Here is an 18,402-nt window from a genome sequence, read left to right as displayed (position 1 = left end):
GGACGAGTGCTGCCGAGCCGCGACGTCAGCAGCCCCGCGGCCAGCCCCGCCATCAGCCCGACCAGGGCAAACAGGATCAGGTTATGGCGCTTGACGTTGATCCCGGAAAACCAGGCGCCGGTCGGATTATTGCCAATCGCGTAGGTGCGGCGGCCAAAGTTGGTTTTATGCAGCAGGAAGGTAAAGGCGGCCGCCAGCAGCAGGAACAGCGCAAACTCAAACGAGAGCGCCCCCCAAACGTAGCCCTGGCCGAACCAGGCGAAGCTGTCCGGATAGTGGTTTAGCGCCTTATCGCCCAGCAGGATGTAGGTCAGGCCGCGATAGAGGCTCATGGTGCCGATGGTGATAACGATCGACGACAGGTTCAGGCGCGTCACCAGGATGCCGTTAAACAGGCCGCACAGCAGGCCGACGCCCAGCCCAACGGCAACCAGCAGCGGCGTATCCATCCCCGCCGCCGCGCAAAAGCCCATCGCCGTGGAGCTCAGCGCCATGGTGGAGGCGACCGAGAGGTCAATCTCTCTGGCGATAATCAGCATCGCCATCGGCAGGACGATAATCGCCTTCTCGGTGAAGTTGAAGGTGGCGTCCGACAGGTTCCAGATATTAAGGAAGTAGGGCGACGCCAGCGCGTTGGCGGCGAAAACGGCCAGCGTCACCGCCAGCAGGAAGCCTTCCCAGCACAGCAGGCGGCGCAGCGGCGACGGCGCCGTCGGGCGGCCGGTCATCTCGTCAGTGGTCATTATTTTGCTCATGGTTTCACCGTCTGTTTTTGCGAAGCCAGCACCGCGCTGCGCAGAATGAGCCGTCCTTGACGTTTGTTCCCGCGCTCGTTAAGCACCACGGCGATGACAATCACCGCGCCGGAGATAGCCATCTGCCAGAAGGGGGAGATACCGATGACCGGCAGCGCGTTGTTGATAATCCCGAGGAACAGCGCGCCGCACAGGCAGCCGACTACGCGTCCGGTCCCGCCCATGGTGCTGATGCCGCCGATGACGCAGGCGGCCACGACCTGCAGCTCGAAGCCGTTGGCGACGTCAACGTAGGCGACGGCGAAGCGGGAGATCCACAGATAGCCGCAAAATCCCGCCAGCGCCCCGGAGAGGCAGAAGCTGATGAACTGCATTTTCCCGGCGTTGATCCCGGTGTAGTACGCCGCGGTGGCGTTGCCGCCTGCGGTGTACAGCGCCCGCCCGGTGCGGCTGTAGCGCAGGAAGTAGCCCACCAGCAGCAGGGCGGCGATGGCGCACCAGCTCAGCAGCGGCAGCCCCAGCAGCGAGGCGCGCGGCAGGGCGAGGAAGTCCGCGCTCATCTGATGCGAGTTAACCCAGCCGCCGTCGGAGAGCAGGAAAATAATGCCGCGATAGATGCTCATGGTGCCGAGGGTGACTACGATCGCCGGGATGCCGAGACGCCAGACCAGCAGTCCGTTAATCACCCCCATCAGCAGGCCGAGCAGGGTCGCCAGCAGCAGCAGCGCCCATACCGGAATCTCCGGGTGGTGGGCGTTGAGCAGGGCGACGATCATCCCGGTCAGCGCCAGGTTGGCGGCCATCGACAGGTCGATCCCCTTGGTCAGCAGCACCATCATCTGGCCGAGAGCGAGGACGATAAGAATCGAGGTGTCGTTAAACATCTCGACCAGGTTTTCCGCCGCGATGAACGACGGTACCCGGCTGCCGATCCCCGCCACCATCAGGATAATGACCGCCGCCAGCAGCGCTTCGCGGTGTTTAAGCAGTTGTCGCCACATTACGCAGCCTCCCGGGCAGCGCCGCTGGCGGCGCTGACGATAGTTTCCGCCGTCGCTTCGCCGGCGCGATATTCGGCCACCATCAGCCCTTCGTGCATCACGATGATGCGGTCAGCCATTCCCATAACCTCCGGCAGCTCTGATGAGACCATAATGACCGCCAGCCCCTGGCCCACCAGCTCGGACATAAACTGATGCACCGCCGCTTTTGAACCGATATCGATGCCTTTCGTCGGCTCATCGAGAATGATTACCTGCGGATGGGTAGCCAGCCATTTGCCGATCACCACTTTCTGCTGGTTGCCGCCGGAGAGGGTTTCTACCGCCTGCTGCCAGCTGAAGGCCTTGACCTGCAGGCGCGAGGCATACTCATCGGCCAGCCGCCATTCGCGCGCGTCGTTCAGCACGCCGCGGGGGTTGAGCCTGGCGAGCTGGGGCAGGCTGATGTTCTGCGCGATCGGCAGGGCGACGATCGCCCCCTGCTTCTGCCGCTCTTCCGGCACGCAGACGATGCCGGCCTGAATGGCGTCCGCCGGCTGGCGAAAGCGCACCGCTTTGCCATTCAGCACCATTTCGCCGGAGGAAGGGTGCGATACGCCGGACAGCGCCTGCATGAGCTCGGTGCGCCCGGCGCCGACCAGGCCGTAGAAGCCGAGGATTTCGCCTTTGCGCAGGGTAAAGCTGATATTGGCGAACTCGGTGGGATGACAGAGGTTGTTGACCTCCAGTACCGTTTCTCCCGGCGTGCAGCTCACTTTCGGGTAGGTTTGGGTAATGGCGCGCCCGACCATCATCGACACCATCCGCTCTTCGGTGATCTCGTTGATGGCGCCGGAGCTCACGTATACGCCGTCGCGCAAAATGGTGTAGTAGTCCGCCAGCTCGAAGATTTCATCGAACTTATGCGAGATAAACAGGATGGCCTTCCCGTCCTGCTTCAGGCGCTCGACTATCTGATAAAACTCCAGAATTTCGTGCTGCGAGAGCGCGGCGGTCGGCTCGTCAAGGATAACCACCTGGGCCTCAAAGGAGAGCGCCCGGGCGATGGCCACCATGTGGCGCTGGGCGATGCCCAGCGTTTTTAGCGTCGCGCGCGGGTCGATCTGCACTTCCAGGCGGCGGAGAATCTCCCCGGCTTTCTGGTGCATTGCCGGCCAGTCGAGCTTTTTCAGCAGGCCTTTATGCAGATACTGGCCGACGAAAATGTTCTCCGTCACCGAGAGCTCGTCAAACAGCACCGTTTCCTGGTGAATAGCGGTGATCCCGACTCGGTGCGCCGACTCCGGATGAGGCAGCTGAATCGGGATCGCTTTATACAGGATTTCGCCCTCTTCGGGCTGATAAATGCCGGTCATCACTTTGACCAGCGTGGATTTGCCGGCACCGTTTTCGCCAATTAAGGCGGTCACTTTGCCGGGCCAGAGATCGAGCTGTACGTTCTCAAGGGCACGCACACCGGGGAAAACCTTGGTGATGCCCTTAAGCGACAGCAGCGGGGTGGACGCCGTCATGATAAGTCTCCGTTTTTTCCCCCGTTTCCAGGCGAAACGGGGGCTGAGGATTAGAAAATTTTGGAAAACTTATCGATGTTGCCGGCATCGTAAACGAACGGCTCCGCCATCGCGCCGCTGCCGTCGGCATCCAGCGTCACCTTGCCGAGCCTGCCCATATTGGCTTCGGTTTTGGTTGCCGTGCCTTTGACTAAATCGTCCGCCAGGTAGGTGGCGGCGTAGCCGAGGTCAATGGGGTTCCAGATAGCAAAGCTTTTACTGGCGCCGGACTTAATCGCCCCGGCCATTTCAGACGGTAGCCCCAGCCCGGTGACGTACACCTTGCCAATCTTGCCCTGATCCTTCACCGCCTGGGCGGCGGCAACGATCCCCACCGACGAAGGCGAGACGATCGCTTTCAGATTGGGATAGGACTTCAGCAGGCCGACCGCTTCGCGGTAGCTCTTGTCGGAGAGATCGTCCCCGTAGGCAACGGTGACCAGGTTGACGGAAGGGTACTTCGGCAGCACCTTCTTCATCTCTTCGATCCAGATGTTCTGGTTGGTTGAGGTGGGGGTCGCGCTGAGGATCGCCACGTCGCCTTTTTCGACGTTCAGCGCCTTCAGGGCGTCCGCGGCGAGCCTGACGTTGGTTTCGCCGATCAGTGCGTTATTGGAAGGATTCAGGTGGATCTGGCGGCCCGCCGGCGCGACGCCGGAATCCCAGGAAACCACTTTGATCCCGCGCTGCATCGCTTTTTTCAGCACCGGCACCACGGCGTCAGGATCGTTGGCGGAAATGGCGATCGCATCCACCCCCTGGGCGATCAGCCCGTTCAGCACTTCGATCTGCGCTTCGGCGGTGGTGGTGGTGGGGCCGGTATAGATCACTTTCACATCGCCTAACTCTTTCGCCGCTTCCTGCGCGCCGACGTTCGCTGCCTCGAAGAATCCATTCCCCAATGATTTTGCCACGAGGGCAATTTTAACTTCTGCTAAAGCGGAACCGGACAACGCCAGGGCGGCAACGGTGAGGATCAAGCTTGTCTTTATTTTCATTGCTTTTACTCCACATGATTGAGTTAGTTTCCCCTTATCTTTCATCCTGCCGATGCGTGGTCTGCCGCAGGGCGAAAGAGTTAGGGTAGGGTTTGCAGGTGACAGAGTTCGCCCCGTCTCGGTGAGCGGGGCGCGATGTTATTATTGATAAAGGTCTAACGCGGACTGCACGGGCTGCACATCAAAGCGCTTGCCGAGGGCAATCAGCTCTTCACGGGTGATGGTCTGCTTCATGCCACCCATGGAGTAAACCTTCACCAGCACTTCAGCCGATTTCTCGGCGGTATCGATCAGGCCAAAGGTCTCATCCAGCGTCGGCCCGCTGCCGAAGACGCCGTGGAACGGCCACAGCACCAGCGAATGCTGACGCATTTCCAGCGCCGTGGCCCCGCCGATTTCGTCGGTGCCCGGCACCATCCACGGCAGAATGCCGACGCCGTCCGGGAACACCACCAGGCATTCGGTGCTGCCTTCCCAGAGCTTGCGGGTGAAGAGATCGCTGTTGTTCTCCAGCACGTAGGTCAGGGCGATCAGGTTGGTGGCGTGGCAGTGCATGATCACGCGATCTTTGCCGCCGGTTAGCCTGATGCGTTCGCTGTGGGAGAGGAAGTGGGCCGGCAGTTCGGAGGTCGGCACCGCCTCGTTCTCCAGGCCCCACAGGATGTGATACCCCGCGCCGTCGCTGTCCACTTTGACCACGCCGAGGTTGGCGGCGGGATCGAGCTGCACGTTGCGGAAGAATTTACCGGAGCCGGTGACGATAAACGGCTGGTTGGCCAGCGTCGGCATCGGCTGGCTCAGGGCGATATAGCGCGGTTTGGCGTGGAAATCCGCCGCGAAAGATTCGATATCGGCCTCGTCGAGGCGCAGCGTCAGGTTGCCGCCGTTGCGCTCATCCCAGCCCTTCAGCCACGCGTCGGTGGTGGCCTTAATCATGCCCTGGACGAACCAGGCGTCGATAATAGTGTGCATAGTCTTGTGCTTCCTGTTGATTCGGCGCGGGGTTGACCCCGCGCCCTGAATAGGTTGTTTATCTGGCGGTTGCCGGGCTACCCGCGCTGGCTCAGCACGTCTTTCTCGTAGCCGCGAACGCTATCCAGCCACTGGCTGCCCGCCGGGGTATCGTGACGCTGGCAGTACATCTCCCAGACGGCCTGCCAGGGCAGGCATTTCTGCTCTTCCAGCAGCGCCAGTCGGGCGGTGTAATCGCCGTCGGCTTCCAGCTGGCGCAGCTGTTCCGTTGGCTCCAGCAGCGCGCGCAGCAGCGCTTTTTTCATGTTGCGGGTACCAATCACCCACGCCGCGATGCGGTTGATGGAGGCGTCGAAGAAATCGAGGCCAATGTGCACCCGGTCAAACAGGTTGTGGCGGATGATTTCGCTGGCGATGGCCTGGGTTTCGTCATCCAGCAGCACCACGTGATCGCTATCCCAGCGCACCGGGCGGCTGACGTGCAGCAGCAGGCGCGGAATGTAGAGCATGGCTGCGGAGATCTTGTCGGAGATGACCTCTGTGGGATGGAAGTGCCCGGCGTCCAGGCACAGCGCGGTCTGCCGGCTGGCGGCGTAGCCCATATAGAACTCGTTGGAACCGACGGTGTAGCTTTCGGCGCCGATACCGAACAGCTTGCTCTCCACGGCATCGATATGGTGCGCCGGATCGAGCTTCTCGCTAATGACCTCATCCAGCGCGTTGAGCAGGCGCTGGCGCGGCGCCAGGCGGTCAACGGTGATGTCCTTCATGCCGTCCGGGATCCAGATATTCATCACCGACGGGGTGCCCAGCTGCTCGCCGAAATAGGCGGAAACCCGGCGGCTGGCCTTGCAGTGATCGATCCAGAACTGGCGGATTTCATCGTTAGCGTGCGAGAGGGTAAAACCGTCGGCGCTCAGCGGATGCGAGAAACAGGAAGGGTTAAAGTCGAGACCCAGGCCGTTGCTTTTGGCCCACTCCACCCAGTTTTTAAAGTGTTCAGGTTTGATTTCGTTGCGCGCCACCGGGACATCAGACTCCAGATAGATAGCGTGCAGATTCAGCCGTTTCGGACCGGGGATCAGGCTCAGCGCCTGCTCGAGGTCGGCGCGCAGCTCGCCCGCGTTGCGGGCCTTGCCCGGATAGTTGCCGGTGGCCTGAATCCCGCCGGTTAAGCTCCCCTCCGGGTTTTCAAAGCCCGCGACGTCATCGCCCTGCCAGCAGTGCATGGAGACGGGGAGCCGGTCCAGCTGGCGCAGAGCCTCCTCGACATCCACGCCGGCGGCGGCGTAGCGCTGTTTAGCAATTTCCCAGGCTTGTTCAAGTTGAGTGGTCATGCGCAAAGCTCCTTGGTCTGTTGTGGCTGAAACTGCGCAGCGAAGCGGGCAATTTCATGTTCAGGATTAGGGATAAACGTGGTGAGCGCGTAGTTGTCGCGCACCACCTGACGGAAATCATCGACGTTGTTCAGCTCATCCAGCGTCATCAGCTGGATGCCGATATTGCCGAGCGTAGAGGCCTCGACGGGGCCGGCGATAACCGTTATGCCGCAGGCGTCCGCGCACAGCTGATTGAGCAGCGCGTTCTGACAGCCGCCGCCGACGATATGCAGCTGGCTGAAGGGCTGGCCGCGCAGCCGGGCAAGCTCGCCAAGCACGCGGGCGTACAGCAGGGCGAGGCTGTCAAAAATACAGCGCGCCAGCTCGCCGTCGTCTTCGGGCACCGGCTGTCCGGACTCACGGCAGGCGGCCTGAATCTCGGCGCTCATATTGGCCGGGTTGATAAAACGCTCATCGTTGCAGTCAATCACCGAGCGGCAGGCCGGGAGGCCGGCGGTCTGGGCAATCAGCGCCGGCAGGTCGCTGACGTTCTGCTCTTTCAGCACCCGCTGCAGCAGCCACAGGCCCATAATATTTTTCAGCACCCGATAGCGGCCTTCGGCGCCGCCTTCGTTGGTGATATTGGCCCGCAGCGCATCGTCGCCGGTGCAGGGGGTTTTGCTTTCAAAGCCCATTAACGACCAGGTGCCGGAGGAGAGATAGGCCGCATTTTTACCGGCCAGCGGAGAAGCGATCACCGCGCTGGCGGTATCGTGACTGGCGACGGCGACGACCGGGATCGCGTTGCCCTGCGGGCAAATCCAGTGGCCGATCACGTTGCCGGGATGGGTTGGAGTACCGAACCATTCGCGCGGCGCGCCGCTCCAGTTCAGCAGATCCTCATCCCAGCTATCGCTGTTGATATTGACCAGCTGGGTGGTGGTGGCGTTGGTGTATTCCCAGTTCATCCGACCGGTCAGACGGAAGCTGAAGTAGTCCGGGATCAGCAGCGCGTGCGCGGCCTGGCTCACCAGCTCCGGCTGCTGCTCAACCAGGGCGCGCAGCTGATAAAGGGTGTTGAACGGCAGAAACTGAATGCCGCTGCGGCGATAGATATCCGCCCGGCCTATCTGCGCTTCGGCATGCTGCATCAGGCCGTGGGTGCGGTCGTCGCGATAGGAAACCGCGAGGCCGACGCGCTGGCCCTGACCGTCAAGCAGGACATAATCTACGCCCCAGGTATCAATGCCGATGCTGTCAATAAGGATGCCCTGCGCGCACACCAGCGCCAGCCCGCGGCGAATTTCGCCTTCCAGGCTATCGATATCCCAGCAGTCGTAGCCATCCACTTTGTGCAGGCTGTTGGTAAAACGGTGGATTTCACGCAGCGTCAGCGCACGCTGTCCGCTTTCATAGCTGGCGAGCATCACCCGCCCGCTGGAGGCGCCTAAATCAACGGCGACACAATGTCGAAAACTCATGGCAGAGATCCTTCTGAAAATCATTGCCAGCAGTCTAAAAAAGTCGCCGGTCGAGCACCTTCTTGCCACGGACAGGGAAATTTCTCCGCTGGCAAGAAAGCAAAGGTGACCGTGAGAAAGCTCACAATTTCATTCTGTCGCTATCGACGCGGGGGATGTGACGCTCTCCGCAGTTCCCGATCTTTCCGGCTGTTTCTTGAAAAAGCGGCAGGCTTTACGTCGTTTGCGGTCGAAAATTGAAGGCCGGATTGCCGGTCCTTAATTACTATTTGCGACACTGATTGATAACATTTCTCATTTCGAGGGAGCTGCTATGACCGTATTGCACAGTGTGGATTTCTTTAAGTCCGGTACTTCTGCTGTTGCCATTGAGCCACGCCTCCCTCAGTCGGCGTTTCCGGAGCATCACCACGATTTTCATGAAATTGTTATCGTCGAGCACGGGACGGGGATCCACGTTTTCAACGGCCAGCCCTATACCATCAGCGGCGGCTCGGTCTGTTTTATTCGCGATCACGATCGCCATCTTTATGAACACACCGATAACCTGTGCCTGACCAACGTGCTCTACCGCGCACCGGATGCCTTTCGCTTTCTGAGCGGCGTCAGCCAGCTGCTGCCGCAGGAGCAGGAAGGCAACTATCTCTCGCACTGGCGGGTTAATCAGGGGGCTTTGCAGCAGGTGCGGCAGATCGTCAGCCAGATGGCAAGCCTCGGCGGCGAGTCGGATGTGCATACCATTGCCAGCCGGGAAATTTTGTTTATGCAGCTGCTGGTGCTGCTGCGCAAAAGCAGCCTCGCGGAAGGGGCCGCCGATAGCGAGGCGCGGCTCAATCACCTGATGGCGTGGCTGGAAGATCACTTTGCCGAGGATGTCTGCTGGGAAGAGGTGGCGGCCCAGTTTTCGCTGTCGCTGCGCACGCTGCATCGCCAGCTCAAGCAGCAGACCGGCCTGACGCCGCAGCGCTACCTGAACCGGGTGCGGCTGATGAAGGCGCGCCATCTGCTGCGGCACAGCGATGACAGCGTAACGGATATCGCCTATCGCTGCGGATTCGGCGACAGTAACCACTTTTCGACGCTTTTTCGCCGCGAGTTTTCCTGGTCACCGCGTGATATCCGCCAGGGACGCGACGCGATTCTTCAGTAACGCGAGAGCAGTCAACGTTTTAGCGAGCAAAATCGCGAATAATGAAACGTTATTTGCGCCTGGAGTTGTCGCGGTGGCCGGTCAGTTGATTCTTCGCAAAGATGAGTTTTTTGCCTCGCCTTCTCAGGCGGTGGCGGTAGCGGATCGCTACCCGCAAAACGTCTTCGCCGAGCATACCCATGAGTTCTGCGAACTGGTGCTGGTATGGCGGGGAAACGGCCTGCACGTGCTTAACGATCGCCCGTGGCGCATTACCCGCGGCGATCTGTTCTATATCCGCGCGCAGGACAAGCACTCCTACGCGTCGGTGAACGATTTGGTCCTGCAAAACGTCATCTACTGCCCGGACCGGCTGCGGCTCAACTTTGACTGGGCGGCCCATATTCCCGGGCTGTTCGGTACGCCGTGGGTCCCGCACTGGCGAATCGGCAGCTCCGGTATGACCCAGGTGCGGCAGGTGATTACCCAGCTTGAACAGGAGAGCACCCGCAGCGACCCCCAGGCCAATCAGATGGCCGAGCTGTTGTTCGCCCAGCTGGCGCTCATTCTGCACCGACATCGCTACGCGACCGACAACCTGGCGGCGACCCAAAGCGAAGCCCTCCTGGATAAACTGCTGACGGAGCTCGCCGGCAGCCTGAACCGACCCTTTTTCCTCGATCGCTTTTGCGCGCGGGAAGCGTGCAGCGAGCGCGCCCTGCGCCAGCAGTTTCGCCAGCAGACGGGTATGACGGTCAACCACTATTTACGTCAGCTGAGAATTTGCCACGCGCAGTACCTGCTGCAGCATACGGAGCGGCTGATTGGCGAAATCGCCATGCTGTGCGGATTTGAAGACAGTAACTACTTTTCGGTAGTCTTTAACCGTGAGATCGGCATGACGCCGGGGCAGTGGCGGCAACGCAGTCGCGTCGCCGCTTAGGCGCTTAGTTCGCCATTCCCAGACCGACAATATTGGCGGCAATAATGATGACCACGCAGCCGAGGCTGAGCACGCCCACCGGACGCCGCCCGGCGTTTTTCCACTCTTTCAGCACCAGCCCCACCAGCCCACCGCAGAGAACGTAGAAGCTCATATGCAGCATCCAGCTCATGTAGTCGTACTGTGCCGGAATGCTGGCGTGGCCCCATGCGTAGAAGAAGAACTGCAGGTACCACATCAGGCCGCCGAGCGCGGAAAGCAGAATATTGGCGACGATGAGCGGTTTTGCCCGCGAGAAGTCCGCTTTTATCGACAGGTTTTTCACTTTTGCCAGCCGAATAAAGCAGAATCCGAGGTTTACCAGCGCGCCGCCGCCCATGATGATCACGTAGCTAGGCAGGGCGGTGTACAGCGGGTCAACCCCCAGCGCCGCGGCGGCTTCGTGCATCGGTTTGGCGGCGTTCATCGCAAACGACATCCCCGCCGAGAAAATACCGCACATCACCGCCAAGAGCAGGCCTTTTTTGAGGTTAAAGTCTTCGGCCTTAATGCCCATTTTGCGCTCTTTCAGCTGCCCCGCTCGGGTCACAATGGCGACGCCAATCACCGCGACCAGCACGCCGAGGAGCGTCATCTGACCGCCTTTGGTATTGATTAAAACCTCGAACTGACCGTTGAGAATCGGGGTCATTAGCGTACCGACAATCAGGGTAATGCCGATGGCGATACCGATCCCCATCGACATGCCGAGATAGCGCATGGTCAGGCCGTAGTTGATATTGCCGATACCCCACATCGCGCCGAACAGGAAGACCGGCAGCAGAGTCGAGGCGCTAAAGGAGTTGTAATAGGCCCAAAAATCAGGCAACAGCAGGGCGCTGATAGTCCAGGGCAGGATCAGCCACGAGACAATCCCGCCGATAGACCACATGGTTTCCCATGACCACTGCTTAACTTGTTTGAACGGAGCATAGAAACAGGCTGCACTGGCCGCACCTATCAAATGCCAAAAAATACCCATCGTAATCGCGTGATTCATTGATTTTATCCTCATCTATTTTTTATCGGATAAATCTTCTTCCGACCCGATGAGTGTAAAAATCGGTCAGTTTTATCGCCTTCAGGCTGTTGCCACGTGTTGGAAAACCCTGGCAACCAACAGCTTAATTACTTGTTCCAGCTCACAAAACCGCGGGTATCACACTCTGTTATAACCTTATTAAAAATACGGCATTGATAAGCGTTTTCAATATCATTTAATTAACTATAATGAACCAACTGCTTACGCGGCCTTAACACTCGCAGCCGCTCGACAATAATGGAGATGATTATGAGTTTTACACTGCCAGCCCTGCCGTACGCTTATGACGCCCTGGAACCGCATTTCGACAAGCAGACTATGGAAATCCACCATACCAAGCACCACCAGGCTTACGTTAACAACGCCAACGCTGCGCTGGAAAGCCTGCCGGAATTCGCCGATCTGTCTGTTGAAGAACTGATTACTAAACTGGATCAGCTGCCGGCTGACAAAAAAGGTCCTCTGCGTAACAACGCGGGCGGCCACGCTAACCATAGCCTGTTCTGGAAAGGCCTGAAAACCGGTACCACCCTGCAGGGCGACCTGAAAGCGGCTATCGAGCGCGATTTCGGCTCCGTTGATAACTTCAAAGCTGAGTTTGAAAAAGCTGCCGCCACCCGTTTCGGCTCCGGCTGGGCGTGGCTGGTGCTGAAAGGCGACAAGCTGGCCGTGGTTTCTACCGCGAACCAGGACTCCCCGCTGATGGGTGAAGCTATCTCCGGCGCTTCCGGTTTCCCGATCCTGGGCCTGGACGTGTGGGAACACGCTTACTACCTGAAATTCCAGAACCGTCGTCCGGACTACATCAAAGAGTTCTGGAACGTGGTTAACTGGGACGAAGCAGCAGCGCGTTTTGCCGCCAAAAAATAAGGTTGCATTGTGCTGAACGAGAAGCGAGTCTGATGACTCGCTTTTTTTATACCTGTAGCAGGGGGCAGCAGATGCACTATCCGGTGAACGTCTTTGTGGGCAAGATAAGGGATTACGAAGGAAGCCGTCCGAGCGCCATCGGGAAAATCCAGGTCGACGGTGAGTTAACCCTCGGCGATCTGGGGCTGGAAGGCGATGAGCAGGCGGAAAAGAAAATCCACGGCGGCCCGGATCGCGCGCTCTGCCAGTACCCGCGCGAGCACTACGGCGACTGGATCCGCGAATTCCCCCAGCAGGCCGACCTTTTCTGCGCGCCGGCCTTTGGCGAAAACCTTTCTGCTGAAGGAATGACCGAGAAAAACGTTTATATCGGAGATATCTTTCGCTGGGGCGAGGCGCTGATTCAGGTAACGCAGCCGCGATCGCCCTGCTTTAAGCTCAACTTCCATTTTGCCATCAGCGATATGGCCCAGCGCATGCAGAATAGCGGTAAAACCGGCTGGCTGTATCGGGTGGTAGCGGGGGGCGTGGTGTCCTGCGACGCGCCGCTGGAGCTGGCCTCCAGGGTGAGTGATATCAGCGTACATGAGGCCGGCGCGATTGCCTGGCATATGCCGTTTGATGACGAGCAGTATCATCGCCTGCTCTCTGCAGCAGGGCTGTCGGTAAGCTGGAGCCGTACCATGCAGAAGCGGCGTTTAAGCGGCCAGATCGAAGATAATTCCCGCCGATTGTGGGGGAAATAAGGCGTTCCCCGGCTGCATGCGCAGGCCGGGGAACGCCGCGTCAGGTGCGCTTATACAGCGGCAGCCAGATGGTCAGCCGCAGGCCGCCCAGCGGGCTGTCGTCGGCCTTCACCCAGCCGCGATGCTGCTGAATAGCGGCTTCGACAATTGCCAGTCCCAGACCGGTACCGCCTGACTCGCGATCGCGCGCTTCGTCGGTGCGGTAGAACGGGCGGAAAATCTGCTCGCGATCCTCAGGGCTGACGCCCGGACCGTCATCATCGACGTTAACCGTGATGCCGTCTTTATCCACCGAGAAGCTCACCGAAATTCGGGTATGCGAGTAGCGCAGCGCGTTGCGTACGATATTCTCCAGCGCGCTTTCCAGCGCGTTGGGGTTGCCGTACAGCGGCCACGGCCCCGGCGGATACTCCACGGTGAACGATTTTCCTACCTGCTCGGCCTCGAAGGCGGCGTTATCGAGCACCTCGCCCCACAGCTGGTTGGCTTTCACCGTCTCGCTGACCAGCGCGTTGTTGGCCTGATTGCGCGACATCACCAGCAGATCGTTGATCATGCTGTCCAGCCGGTGCGCCTCCATCTCAATACGCTCCAGCTCTTTGCTCTCGCCGCTGCGGCGGCGCAGCAGGGCGGTGCCCAGCTGCAGTCGCGTAAGCGGCGTGCGCAGCTCGTGGGAGATATCGGAGAGCAGACGCTGCTGGCTGGTCATCATCCGCTCCAGGGCGGTGACCATCTGGTTAAAGCTGGTCCCGGCGGCCAAAAACTCCTGCGGGCCGGCTTCCAGTTCCGGATGCTGGCGCAGGTTCCCCTGGGCGACCTCGTCGGCCGCATTTTTCAGCTTACGCGCCGGTTTTGCCAGACTCCACGCCAGCCATAGCAGCAGCGGAGCGCTGACCAGCATGGTGACGATAAGCAGCAGCAGCGGACGGTCAAACAGCAGGTTGATGAAATCGGATTGTGACGTGCTGGCGGGGCGGATCAGATAGAGCTGATAATTATCCTCACCATCCCTGACGGAAAACGGGCCGACCATTTCCAGACGACCGTAGCGTTTTTTCTGCGGATGATCGGCATTATCGGCCTGGCCGATAAAGTTGCGAATAATCTGCATTTCGTTGCGTTCTGCGCCGATAACGCGCCCTTCGCTGGTGACCAGCAGCAGGCGCTGTCCCGGCGGAGCCCATTTATCTATCGCCCTAAACAGACGACGCCACCACATCAGATCGTTGGGTGGATCGGTCGCCAGCTCGGCCTCAACGTGCTGCTCAATCATGATGCCCTGGCGTTGCTCGCTTTCCAGAAGTTCGGTCATCTGGCGCGAATCCAGCTTGGGCAGCATCAGAACCAGCATCAACACCAGCGCCAGCGTGAGCCAGAAAATAGCGAAGATGCGTGCGGTTAAACTTCCAATCATGAAGCTGAAACCATCAGATAGCCGCGCCCGCGCAGGGTTTTAAACCACGGGTGGCCGTCTTTACGCTCCGGCAGCTTACGCCGCAGGTTAGAAATATGCATATCGATGGCGCGGTCGAACGGCGTCAGGCGTTTTCCCAATACTTCCTGACTCAGATGTTCACGAGAGACCACCTGGCCAAGATGCTGCGCCAGCAGGTACAGCAGGGTGAACTCCGTTCCGGTAAGCTCCAGCGTTTGACCATCAAAGTTGGCTTCCTGACGGCCCGGGTTGAGGCTCAATGCGTCAACCTCCAGCGTCGGTGAGCCGGCTTCGGTGGTTTGCTGCTGCTCGCTCCAGTGGGAGCGGCGCAGAATCGCGCGTATGCGCGCCACCAGCTCACGATCGTTAAACGGCTTAGGCAGATAATCATCCGCGCCCAGTTCAAGGCCGAGAACGCGATCCAGCTCGCTACCGCGGGCAGTTAGCATGATAACGGGAGTCTGGTGTGTCTGACGCAACTCTTTAAGCGTATCGATACCGTTTTTCTTCGGCATCATCACATCAAGTAAAAGTAAATCGATGCTGTCGTCCAGGAGAGCCAGCGCCTGTTCCCCATCATGGGCTACGAGCACGTTAAAGCCTTCCATATCGAGCAGCTCTTTTAACAGGGAGGTGAGCTCCCGGTCATCATCAACTAACAGGATTTTGTTCATTGTTTAAATACCTCCGAGGCAGAAATTACGTCATCAAGGCTCGCTAATCCATGACTTTACGTTGTTTTACACCCCCTGACGCATGTTTGCAGCCCGAATCGTAAACTGTCTCTCGTTGAATCGCGACACAAACGTTTTGGGAGTATGTGATGCGCAATGTTATTGCTGCCGTCATGGCCTCAACGCTGGCGCTAAGTGCTAATAGCCAGGCCGCTGAAGTCGTTACCAGCGTTAACTGGCTCCCCGGAGAAGAAGGGGCGCAGCGCAGCATCCAGGGCCACATGTTTGATGGCATAAGTTTAACCGAACAGCAACGACAGCAGTTACGAGATCTTATGCAACGGGCACGCCACGATAGGTTACCCGTTAATGTTAGCGAAATGGAGACAATGCATAGCCTTGTCACCGCAGAAAAATTTGATGAAAACGCTGTGCGCGCTCAGGCCGATAAGATGGCGCAGGAACAGGTTGACCGCCAGATCGAAATGGCGAAGGTTCGCAACCAGATGTACCACCTGTTAACGCCAGAGCAGCAAGCGGTTTTAAATGCTAAGCACCAGCAGCGAATGGATCAGTTGCGTGAGGTTGTAAGGATGCAGAAAGGCTCAGCGAAGATGCTTTCAAGTAGTAGCAATACCGTGCAACCCCAGTAACAAACCCTGTTTTCCTTGCCATAGACACCATCCCTGTCTTCCCCCACATGATGTGGGGGTTTTTTTTGCCTGTCATTCAGCTAAACGACCTCCCGCCTGTCATCCGTCGTCCCAATAGATCGGGTTATACTAAGCGCACTGCGGGTGAAGGAGCGTTTATGAATCAATCTTATGGGCGGCTGGTGAGTCGTGCGGCCATTGCGGCGACGGTGATGGCCTCCACGTTACTTTTGATTAAAATTTTTGCGTGGTGGTATACCGGCTCTGTGAGTATTCTGGCTGCGCTGGTGGACTCGCTGGTGGATATTGCCGCCTCGTTAACCAATCTCCTGGTGGTGCGCTATTCGCTGCAACCTGCCGATGAGGAGCATACCTTTGGCCACGGCAAGGCAGAGTCGCTGGCGGCGCTGGCGCAAAGTATGTTTATCTCCGGGTCGGCGCTGTTCCTGTTTTTAACCGGTATTCAGCACCTGGCGCGCCCGGAACCGATGCAGGCGGCGGGCGTCGGGATGATTGTGACCCTGATTGCGCTGCTCAGTACGCTGGTGCTGGTGACCTTCCAGCGCTGGGTGGTGAGAAAAACGCAGAGTCAGGCGGTGCGTGCAGATATGCTTCATTATCAGTCTGATGTTATGATGAACGGCGCTATTCTGGTGGCGCTGGGCCTCTCCTGGTACGGCTGGCATCGTGCCGATGCGCTATTTGCGTTAGGGATAGGCGTTTATATTCTGTATAGCGCGCTGCGCATGGCCTATGAGGCCGTTCAGTCGCTGTTAGACCGCGCGCTGCCTGATGAGGAACGTCAGGACATTATCAATATCGTGACCGCATGGCCGGGCGTCAGCGGGGCACACGATCTACGGACGCGGCAGTCAGGGCCGACTCGCTTTATTCAAATACATTTGGAAATGGAAGATAACCTGCCATTGGTTCAGGCACACGTCATTGCCGACCAGGTGGAGCAGGCGATTCTGCACCGTTTTCCGGGTTCCGATGTCATTATCCATCAGGACCCCTGTTCTGTGGTGCCGCTGGCGCGGCAGGGCGTTTTTTAAGCTTTGAGTTATAGTCTGTAAACTCGATGTAAAAATGTGGGGCAGCCCGGCATTATTTGTATAAATTACCGCCGTTTGGTCTGACCTGAATCAATTCAGCCAGAAGCGTTTGATATACTATTGCAATTATCGTCGTGCACTCCTGATAAGGGAGCGCTTCAGGCAACAGGATTATTTTTTGCTTCCTAAGTTCAGAGGTAGTCATGATTAAGAAAATCGGTGTGTTGACAAGTGGCGGTGATGCGCCGGGCATGAACGCGGCAATTCGCGGCGTTGTGCGCGCGGCATTAACGGAAGGTCTGGAAGTTTTTGGAATCTATGACGGTTACCTCGGGCTGTATGAAGATCGTATGGTCCAGCTCGACCGCTATAGCGTTTCCGATATGATCAACCGCGGCGGCACCTTCCTGGGTTCAGCACGTTTCCCGGAGTTCCGCGAAGAGCACGTTCGCGCCGTGGCCCTTGAGAACATGAAAAAGCGCGGTCTGGATGCGCTGGTTGTTATCGGCGGTGATGGTTCGTACATGGGGGCGATGCGCCTGACCGAAATGGGCTTCCCGTGCATCGGTCTGCCGGGCACCATCGACAACGACATTAAAGGCACCGACTACACCATCGGTTTCTTCACCGCGCTGAGCACCGTTGTTGAAGCGATTGACCGTCTGCGCGATACCTCTTCCTCACACCAGCGTATTTCCGTCGTTGAAGTGATGGGCCGCTATTGTGGCGATCTAACGCTGGCGGCGGCTATTTCCGGCGGCTGTGAATTCGTCATGGTGCCTGAGGTTGATTACAGCCGCGACGATTTGGTCGCTGAAATCAAAGCGGGCATCGCCAAAGGTAAGAAACACGCGATTGTGGCCATCACAGAGCACATGTGCGACGTCCACGAGCTGGCTGACTACATTGAGAAAGAGACCGGTCGTGAAACGCGTGCAACCGTTCTGGGCCACATTCAGCGCGGCGGCTCCCCGGTTCCTTATGACCGTATCCTGGCATCCCGCATGGGCGCCTACGCGATTGACCTGCTGCTGCAGGGCTTCGGCGGCCGCTGCGTGGGTATTCAGAACGAGAAGCTGGTTCATCATGACATTATCGACGCTATCGAAAACATGAAGCGTCCGTTCAAAAATGACTGGCTGGATTGCGCGAAGAAACTGTACTAAGTTTCGGCGTAAAACAAAAAGGCCTTCTCAGAGAGAAGGCCTTTTTTATTGGGCGGGCTATTCGATATCCAGCGCATCCTCTGAGAGGATGATGCCAGTATTATCGGCGTACAGATGATCGCCGGAGAAGAAGGTCACGCCGCCGAAGTTGACGCGGACGTCGCTTTCGCCGATGCCTTCACCCGCGGCACCTACGGGAATGGCTGCCAGCGCCTGAATGCCGATATCCAGCTCTTCCAGATCGTCTACCTGACGCACCGCGCCGTAAACCACCAGCCCTTCCCACTCGTTCTGCACCGCCAGACGCGCCAGGTCCGCGTCAATCAGCGCCCGTCGGACGGAACCGCCGCCATCGATCAGCAGAATATGACCACGGCCGTTCTGTTCGAGCATATCGTATAGCAACCCGTTATCCTCGAAACATTTCACCGTGATGATTTGTCCACCAAACGACGACCGTCCCCCAAAGTTGGAGAACAGAGGTTCCACTACGTTGACATCCTCCTGGTAGATGTCACAAAGCTCGGAAGTATCGTATTTCATAGGCTTAACGTTCAGTTGCTGCGAGAGTTTT

Annotated in this window: 18 protein-coding genes; 7 read left to right on the top strand and 11 right to left on the bottom strand. The window is 58.5% G+C overall.

The annotated features are described in order from the left end of the window. From PFH44_RS06630 to rhaB, 7 genes are all read right to left on the bottom strand, one after another. The coding region (locus tag PFH44_RS06630) for an ABC transporter permease (RefSeq protein WP_283824611.1) at positions 1–755 on the bottom strand (755 nt) is incomplete at its 3' end. Beyond that, the gene (locus PFH44_RS06625; RefSeq protein ID WP_283824610.1) at positions 752–1,756 is read right to left on the bottom strand and encodes an ABC transporter permease; all 1,005 of its coding nucleotides are present in this window, start codon (positions 1,754–1,756) and stop codon (positions 752–754) included. The genes PFH44_RS06630 and PFH44_RS06625, both read right to left, overlap by 4 nt. Further along, complete coding sequence (locus PFH44_RS06620; protein ID WP_045853675.1) at positions 1,756–3,267, bottom strand: sugar ABC transporter ATP-binding protein; 1,512 nt, start codon at positions 3,265–3,267, stop codon at positions 1,756–1,758. Before PFH44_RS06620 ends, PFH44_RS06625 begins: the two co-directional genes overlap by 1 nt. 50 nt (positions 3,268–3,317) lie before the next feature. Continuing rightward, entirely contained in the window at positions 3,318–4,304 is a 987-nt protein-coding gene (rhaS, locus tag PFH44_RS06615; RefSeq protein WP_045853674.1) for a rhamnose ABC transporter substrate-binding protein, read from the bottom strand. 141 nt (positions 4,305–4,445) lie between these two features. Continuing rightward, positions 4,446–5,276, bottom strand: a complete 831-nt coding sequence (gene rhaD, locus PFH44_RS06610; RefSeq protein ID WP_283824609.1) for a rhamnulose-1-phosphate aldolase — start codon at positions 5,274–5,276, stop codon at positions 4,446–4,448. 77 nt (positions 5,277–5,353) lie between these two features. After that, the gene (gene rhaA / locus PFH44_RS06605; protein WP_283824608.1) at positions 5,354–6,613 is read right to left on the bottom strand and encodes an L-rhamnose isomerase; all 1,260 of its coding nucleotides are present in this window, start codon (positions 6,611–6,613) and stop codon (positions 5,354–5,356) included. Beyond that, positions 6,610–8,076: a rhamnulokinase gene (rhaB, locus tag PFH44_RS06600; protein ID WP_283824607.1), complete on the bottom strand. Its 1,467-nt coding sequence runs from the start codon at positions 8,074–8,076 to the stop codon at positions 6,610–6,612. Before rhaB ends, rhaA begins: the two co-directional genes overlap by 4 nt. A 313-nt stretch (positions 8,077–8,389) precedes the next feature. On the opposite strand from rhaB, the gene rhaS (PFH44_RS06595) reads away from it, so the two are divergent. Both rhaS (PFH44_RS06595) and rhaR read left to right on the top strand, forming a co-directional pair. Next, complete coding sequence (gene rhaS, locus PFH44_RS06595) at positions 8,390–9,226, top strand: HTH-type transcriptional activator RhaS (protein ID WP_045853670.1); 837 nt, start codon at positions 8,390–8,392, stop codon at positions 9,224–9,226. A gap of 73 nt (positions 9,227–9,299) precedes the next feature. Continuing rightward, entirely contained in the window at positions 9,300–10,148 is an 849-nt protein-coding gene (gene rhaR, locus PFH44_RS06590) for an HTH-type transcriptional activator RhaR (RefSeq protein ID WP_045853669.1), read from the top strand. A 4-nt stretch (positions 10,149–10,152) separates the two neighbouring features. Here the strand turns inward: rhaR and rhaT are convergent, their stop codons facing one another. Further along, the gene (rhaT, locus tag PFH44_RS06585; RefSeq protein ID WP_283824606.1) at positions 10,153–11,187 is read right to left on the bottom strand and encodes an L-rhamnose/proton symporter RhaT; all 1,035 of its coding nucleotides are present in this window, start codon (positions 11,185–11,187) and stop codon (positions 10,153–10,155) included. A 291-nt stretch (positions 11,188–11,478) separates the two neighbouring features. On the opposite strand from rhaT, the gene sodA reads away from it, so the two are divergent. Continuing rightward, on the top strand, positions 11,479–12,099 hold the full coding sequence (sodA, locus tag PFH44_RS06580) for a superoxide dismutase [Mn] (RefSeq protein ID WP_041143426.1): 621 nt from the start codon (positions 11,479–11,481) through the stop codon (positions 12,097–12,099). Between the two features lie 71 nt (positions 12,100–12,170). Further along, positions 12,171–12,845 carry a 6-hydroxyaminopurine reductase gene (yiiM, locus tag PFH44_RS06575; protein WP_283824612.1) on the top strand — a complete coding sequence of 225 codons (675 nt, stop codon included), beginning with the start codon at positions 12,171–12,173 and terminating at the stop codon, positions 12,843–12,845. 40 nt (positions 12,846–12,885) lie between these two features. Here the strand turns inward: yiiM and cpxA are convergent, their stop codons facing one another. Together cpxA and cpxR are read right to left on the bottom strand one after the other, a co-directional pair. Further along, complete coding sequence (gene cpxA / locus PFH44_RS06570; RefSeq protein WP_041143428.1) at positions 12,886–14,259, bottom strand: envelope stress sensor histidine kinase CpxA; 1,374 nt, start codon at positions 14,257–14,259, stop codon at positions 12,886–12,888. Continuing rightward, positions 14,256–14,954 carry an envelope stress response regulator transcription factor CpxR gene (gene cpxR, locus PFH44_RS06565; protein WP_004203671.1) on the bottom strand — a complete coding sequence of 233 codons (699 nt, stop codon included), beginning with the start codon at positions 14,952–14,954 and terminating at the stop codon, positions 14,256–14,258. Before cpxR ends, cpxA begins: the two co-directional genes overlap by 4 nt. Before the next feature lie 149 nt (positions 14,955–15,103). On the opposite strand from cpxR, the gene cpxP reads away from it, so the two are divergent. The 3 genes from cpxP (at position 15,104) to pfkA (ending at position 17,828) form a co-directional block, all read left to right on the top strand. Continuing rightward, positions 15,104–15,607, top strand: coding sequence for a cell-envelope stress modulator CpxP (gene cpxP, locus PFH44_RS06560; protein ID WP_041143429.1), 504 nt, complete (start codon positions 15,104–15,106; stop codon positions 15,605–15,607). Positions 15,608–15,765: 158 nt separating this feature from the next. Continuing rightward, complete coding sequence (gene fieF, locus PFH44_RS06555; protein ID WP_045853665.1) at positions 15,766–16,662, top strand: CDF family cation-efflux transporter FieF; 897 nt, start codon at positions 15,766–15,768, stop codon at positions 16,660–16,662. Positions 16,663–16,865: 203 nt separating this feature from the next. After that, positions 16,866–17,828, top strand: coding sequence for a 6-phosphofructokinase (pfkA, locus tag PFH44_RS06550; protein WP_045853664.1), 963 nt, complete (start codon positions 16,866–16,868; stop codon positions 17,826–17,828). Positions 17,829–17,885: 57 nt separating this feature from the next. On the opposite strand, the gene rraA is transcribed toward pfkA, so the two are convergent. Continuing rightward, positions 17,886–18,371, bottom strand: coding sequence for a ribonuclease E activity regulator RraA (gene rraA, locus PFH44_RS06545; RefSeq protein WP_041143432.1), 486 nt, complete (start codon positions 18,369–18,371; stop codon positions 17,886–17,888). Positions 18,372–18,402: the final 31 nt, after the last annotated feature.

Origin of the sequence: Klebsiella sp. Ech2A, assembly GCF_030078455.1 — a bacterium.
Classification (GTDB): Bacteria; Pseudomonadota; Gammaproteobacteria; order Enterobacterales; family Enterobacteriaceae; genus Klebsiella; species Klebsiella terrigena.
This window is presented reverse-complemented; position numbering and strand designations above follow the sequence as displayed.

Coding starts and splice junctions, on each gene's coding strand:
- PFH44_RS06625 (WP_283824610.1), bottom strand. CDS start 1,756: ATGTGGCGACAACTGCTTAAACACCGCGAAGCGCTGCTGGCGGCGGTC.
- PFH44_RS06620 (WP_045853675.1), bottom strand. CDS start 3,267: ATGACGGCGTCCACCCCGCTGCTGTCGCTTAAGGGCATCACCAAGGTT.
- rhaS (WP_045853674.1), bottom strand. CDS start 4,304: ATGAAAATAAAGACAAGCTTGATCCTCACCGTTGCCGCCCTGGCGTTG.
- rhaD (WP_283824609.1), bottom strand. CDS start 5,276: ATGCACACTATTATCGACGCCTGGTTCGTCCAGGGCATGATTAAGGCC.
- rhaA (WP_283824608.1), bottom strand. CDS start 6,613: ATGACCACTCAACTTGAACAAGCCTGGGAAATTGCTAAACAGCGCTAC.
- rhaB (WP_283824607.1), bottom strand. CDS start 8,076: ATGAGTTTTCGACATTGTGTCGCCGTTGATTTAGGCGCCTCCAGCGGG.
- rhaS (WP_045853670.1), top strand. CDS start 8,390: ATGACCGTATTGCACAGTGTGGATTTCTTTAAGTCCGGTACTTCTGCT.
- rhaT (WP_283824606.1), bottom strand. CDS start 11,187: ATGAATCACGCGATTACGATGGGTATTTTTTGGCATTTGATAGGTGCG.
- sodA (WP_041143426.1), top strand. CDS start 11,479: ATGAGTTTTACACTGCCAGCCCTGCCGTACGCTTATGACGCCCTGGAA.
- yiiM (WP_283824612.1), top strand. CDS start 12,171: ATGCACTATCCGGTGAACGTCTTTGTGGGCAAGATAAGGGATTACGAA.
- cpxA (WP_041143428.1), bottom strand. CDS start 14,259: ATGATTGGAAGTTTAACCGCACGCATCTTCGCTATTTTCTGGCTCACG.
- cpxR (WP_004203671.1), bottom strand. CDS start 14,954: ATGAACAAAATCCTGTTAGTTGATGATGACCGGGAGCTCACCTCCCTG.
- cpxP (WP_041143429.1), top strand. CDS start 15,104: ATGCGCAATGTTATTGCTGCCGTCATGGCCTCAACGCTGGCGCTAAGT.
- fieF (WP_045853665.1), top strand. CDS start 15,766: ATGAATCAATCTTATGGGCGGCTGGTGAGTCGTGCGGCCATTGCGGCG.
- pfkA (WP_045853664.1), top strand. CDS start 16,866: ATGATTAAGAAAATCGGTGTGTTGACAAGTGGCGGTGATGCGCCGGGC.
- rraA (WP_041143432.1), bottom strand. CDS start 18,371: ATGAAATACGATACTTCCGAGCTTTGTGACATCTACCAGGAGGATGTC.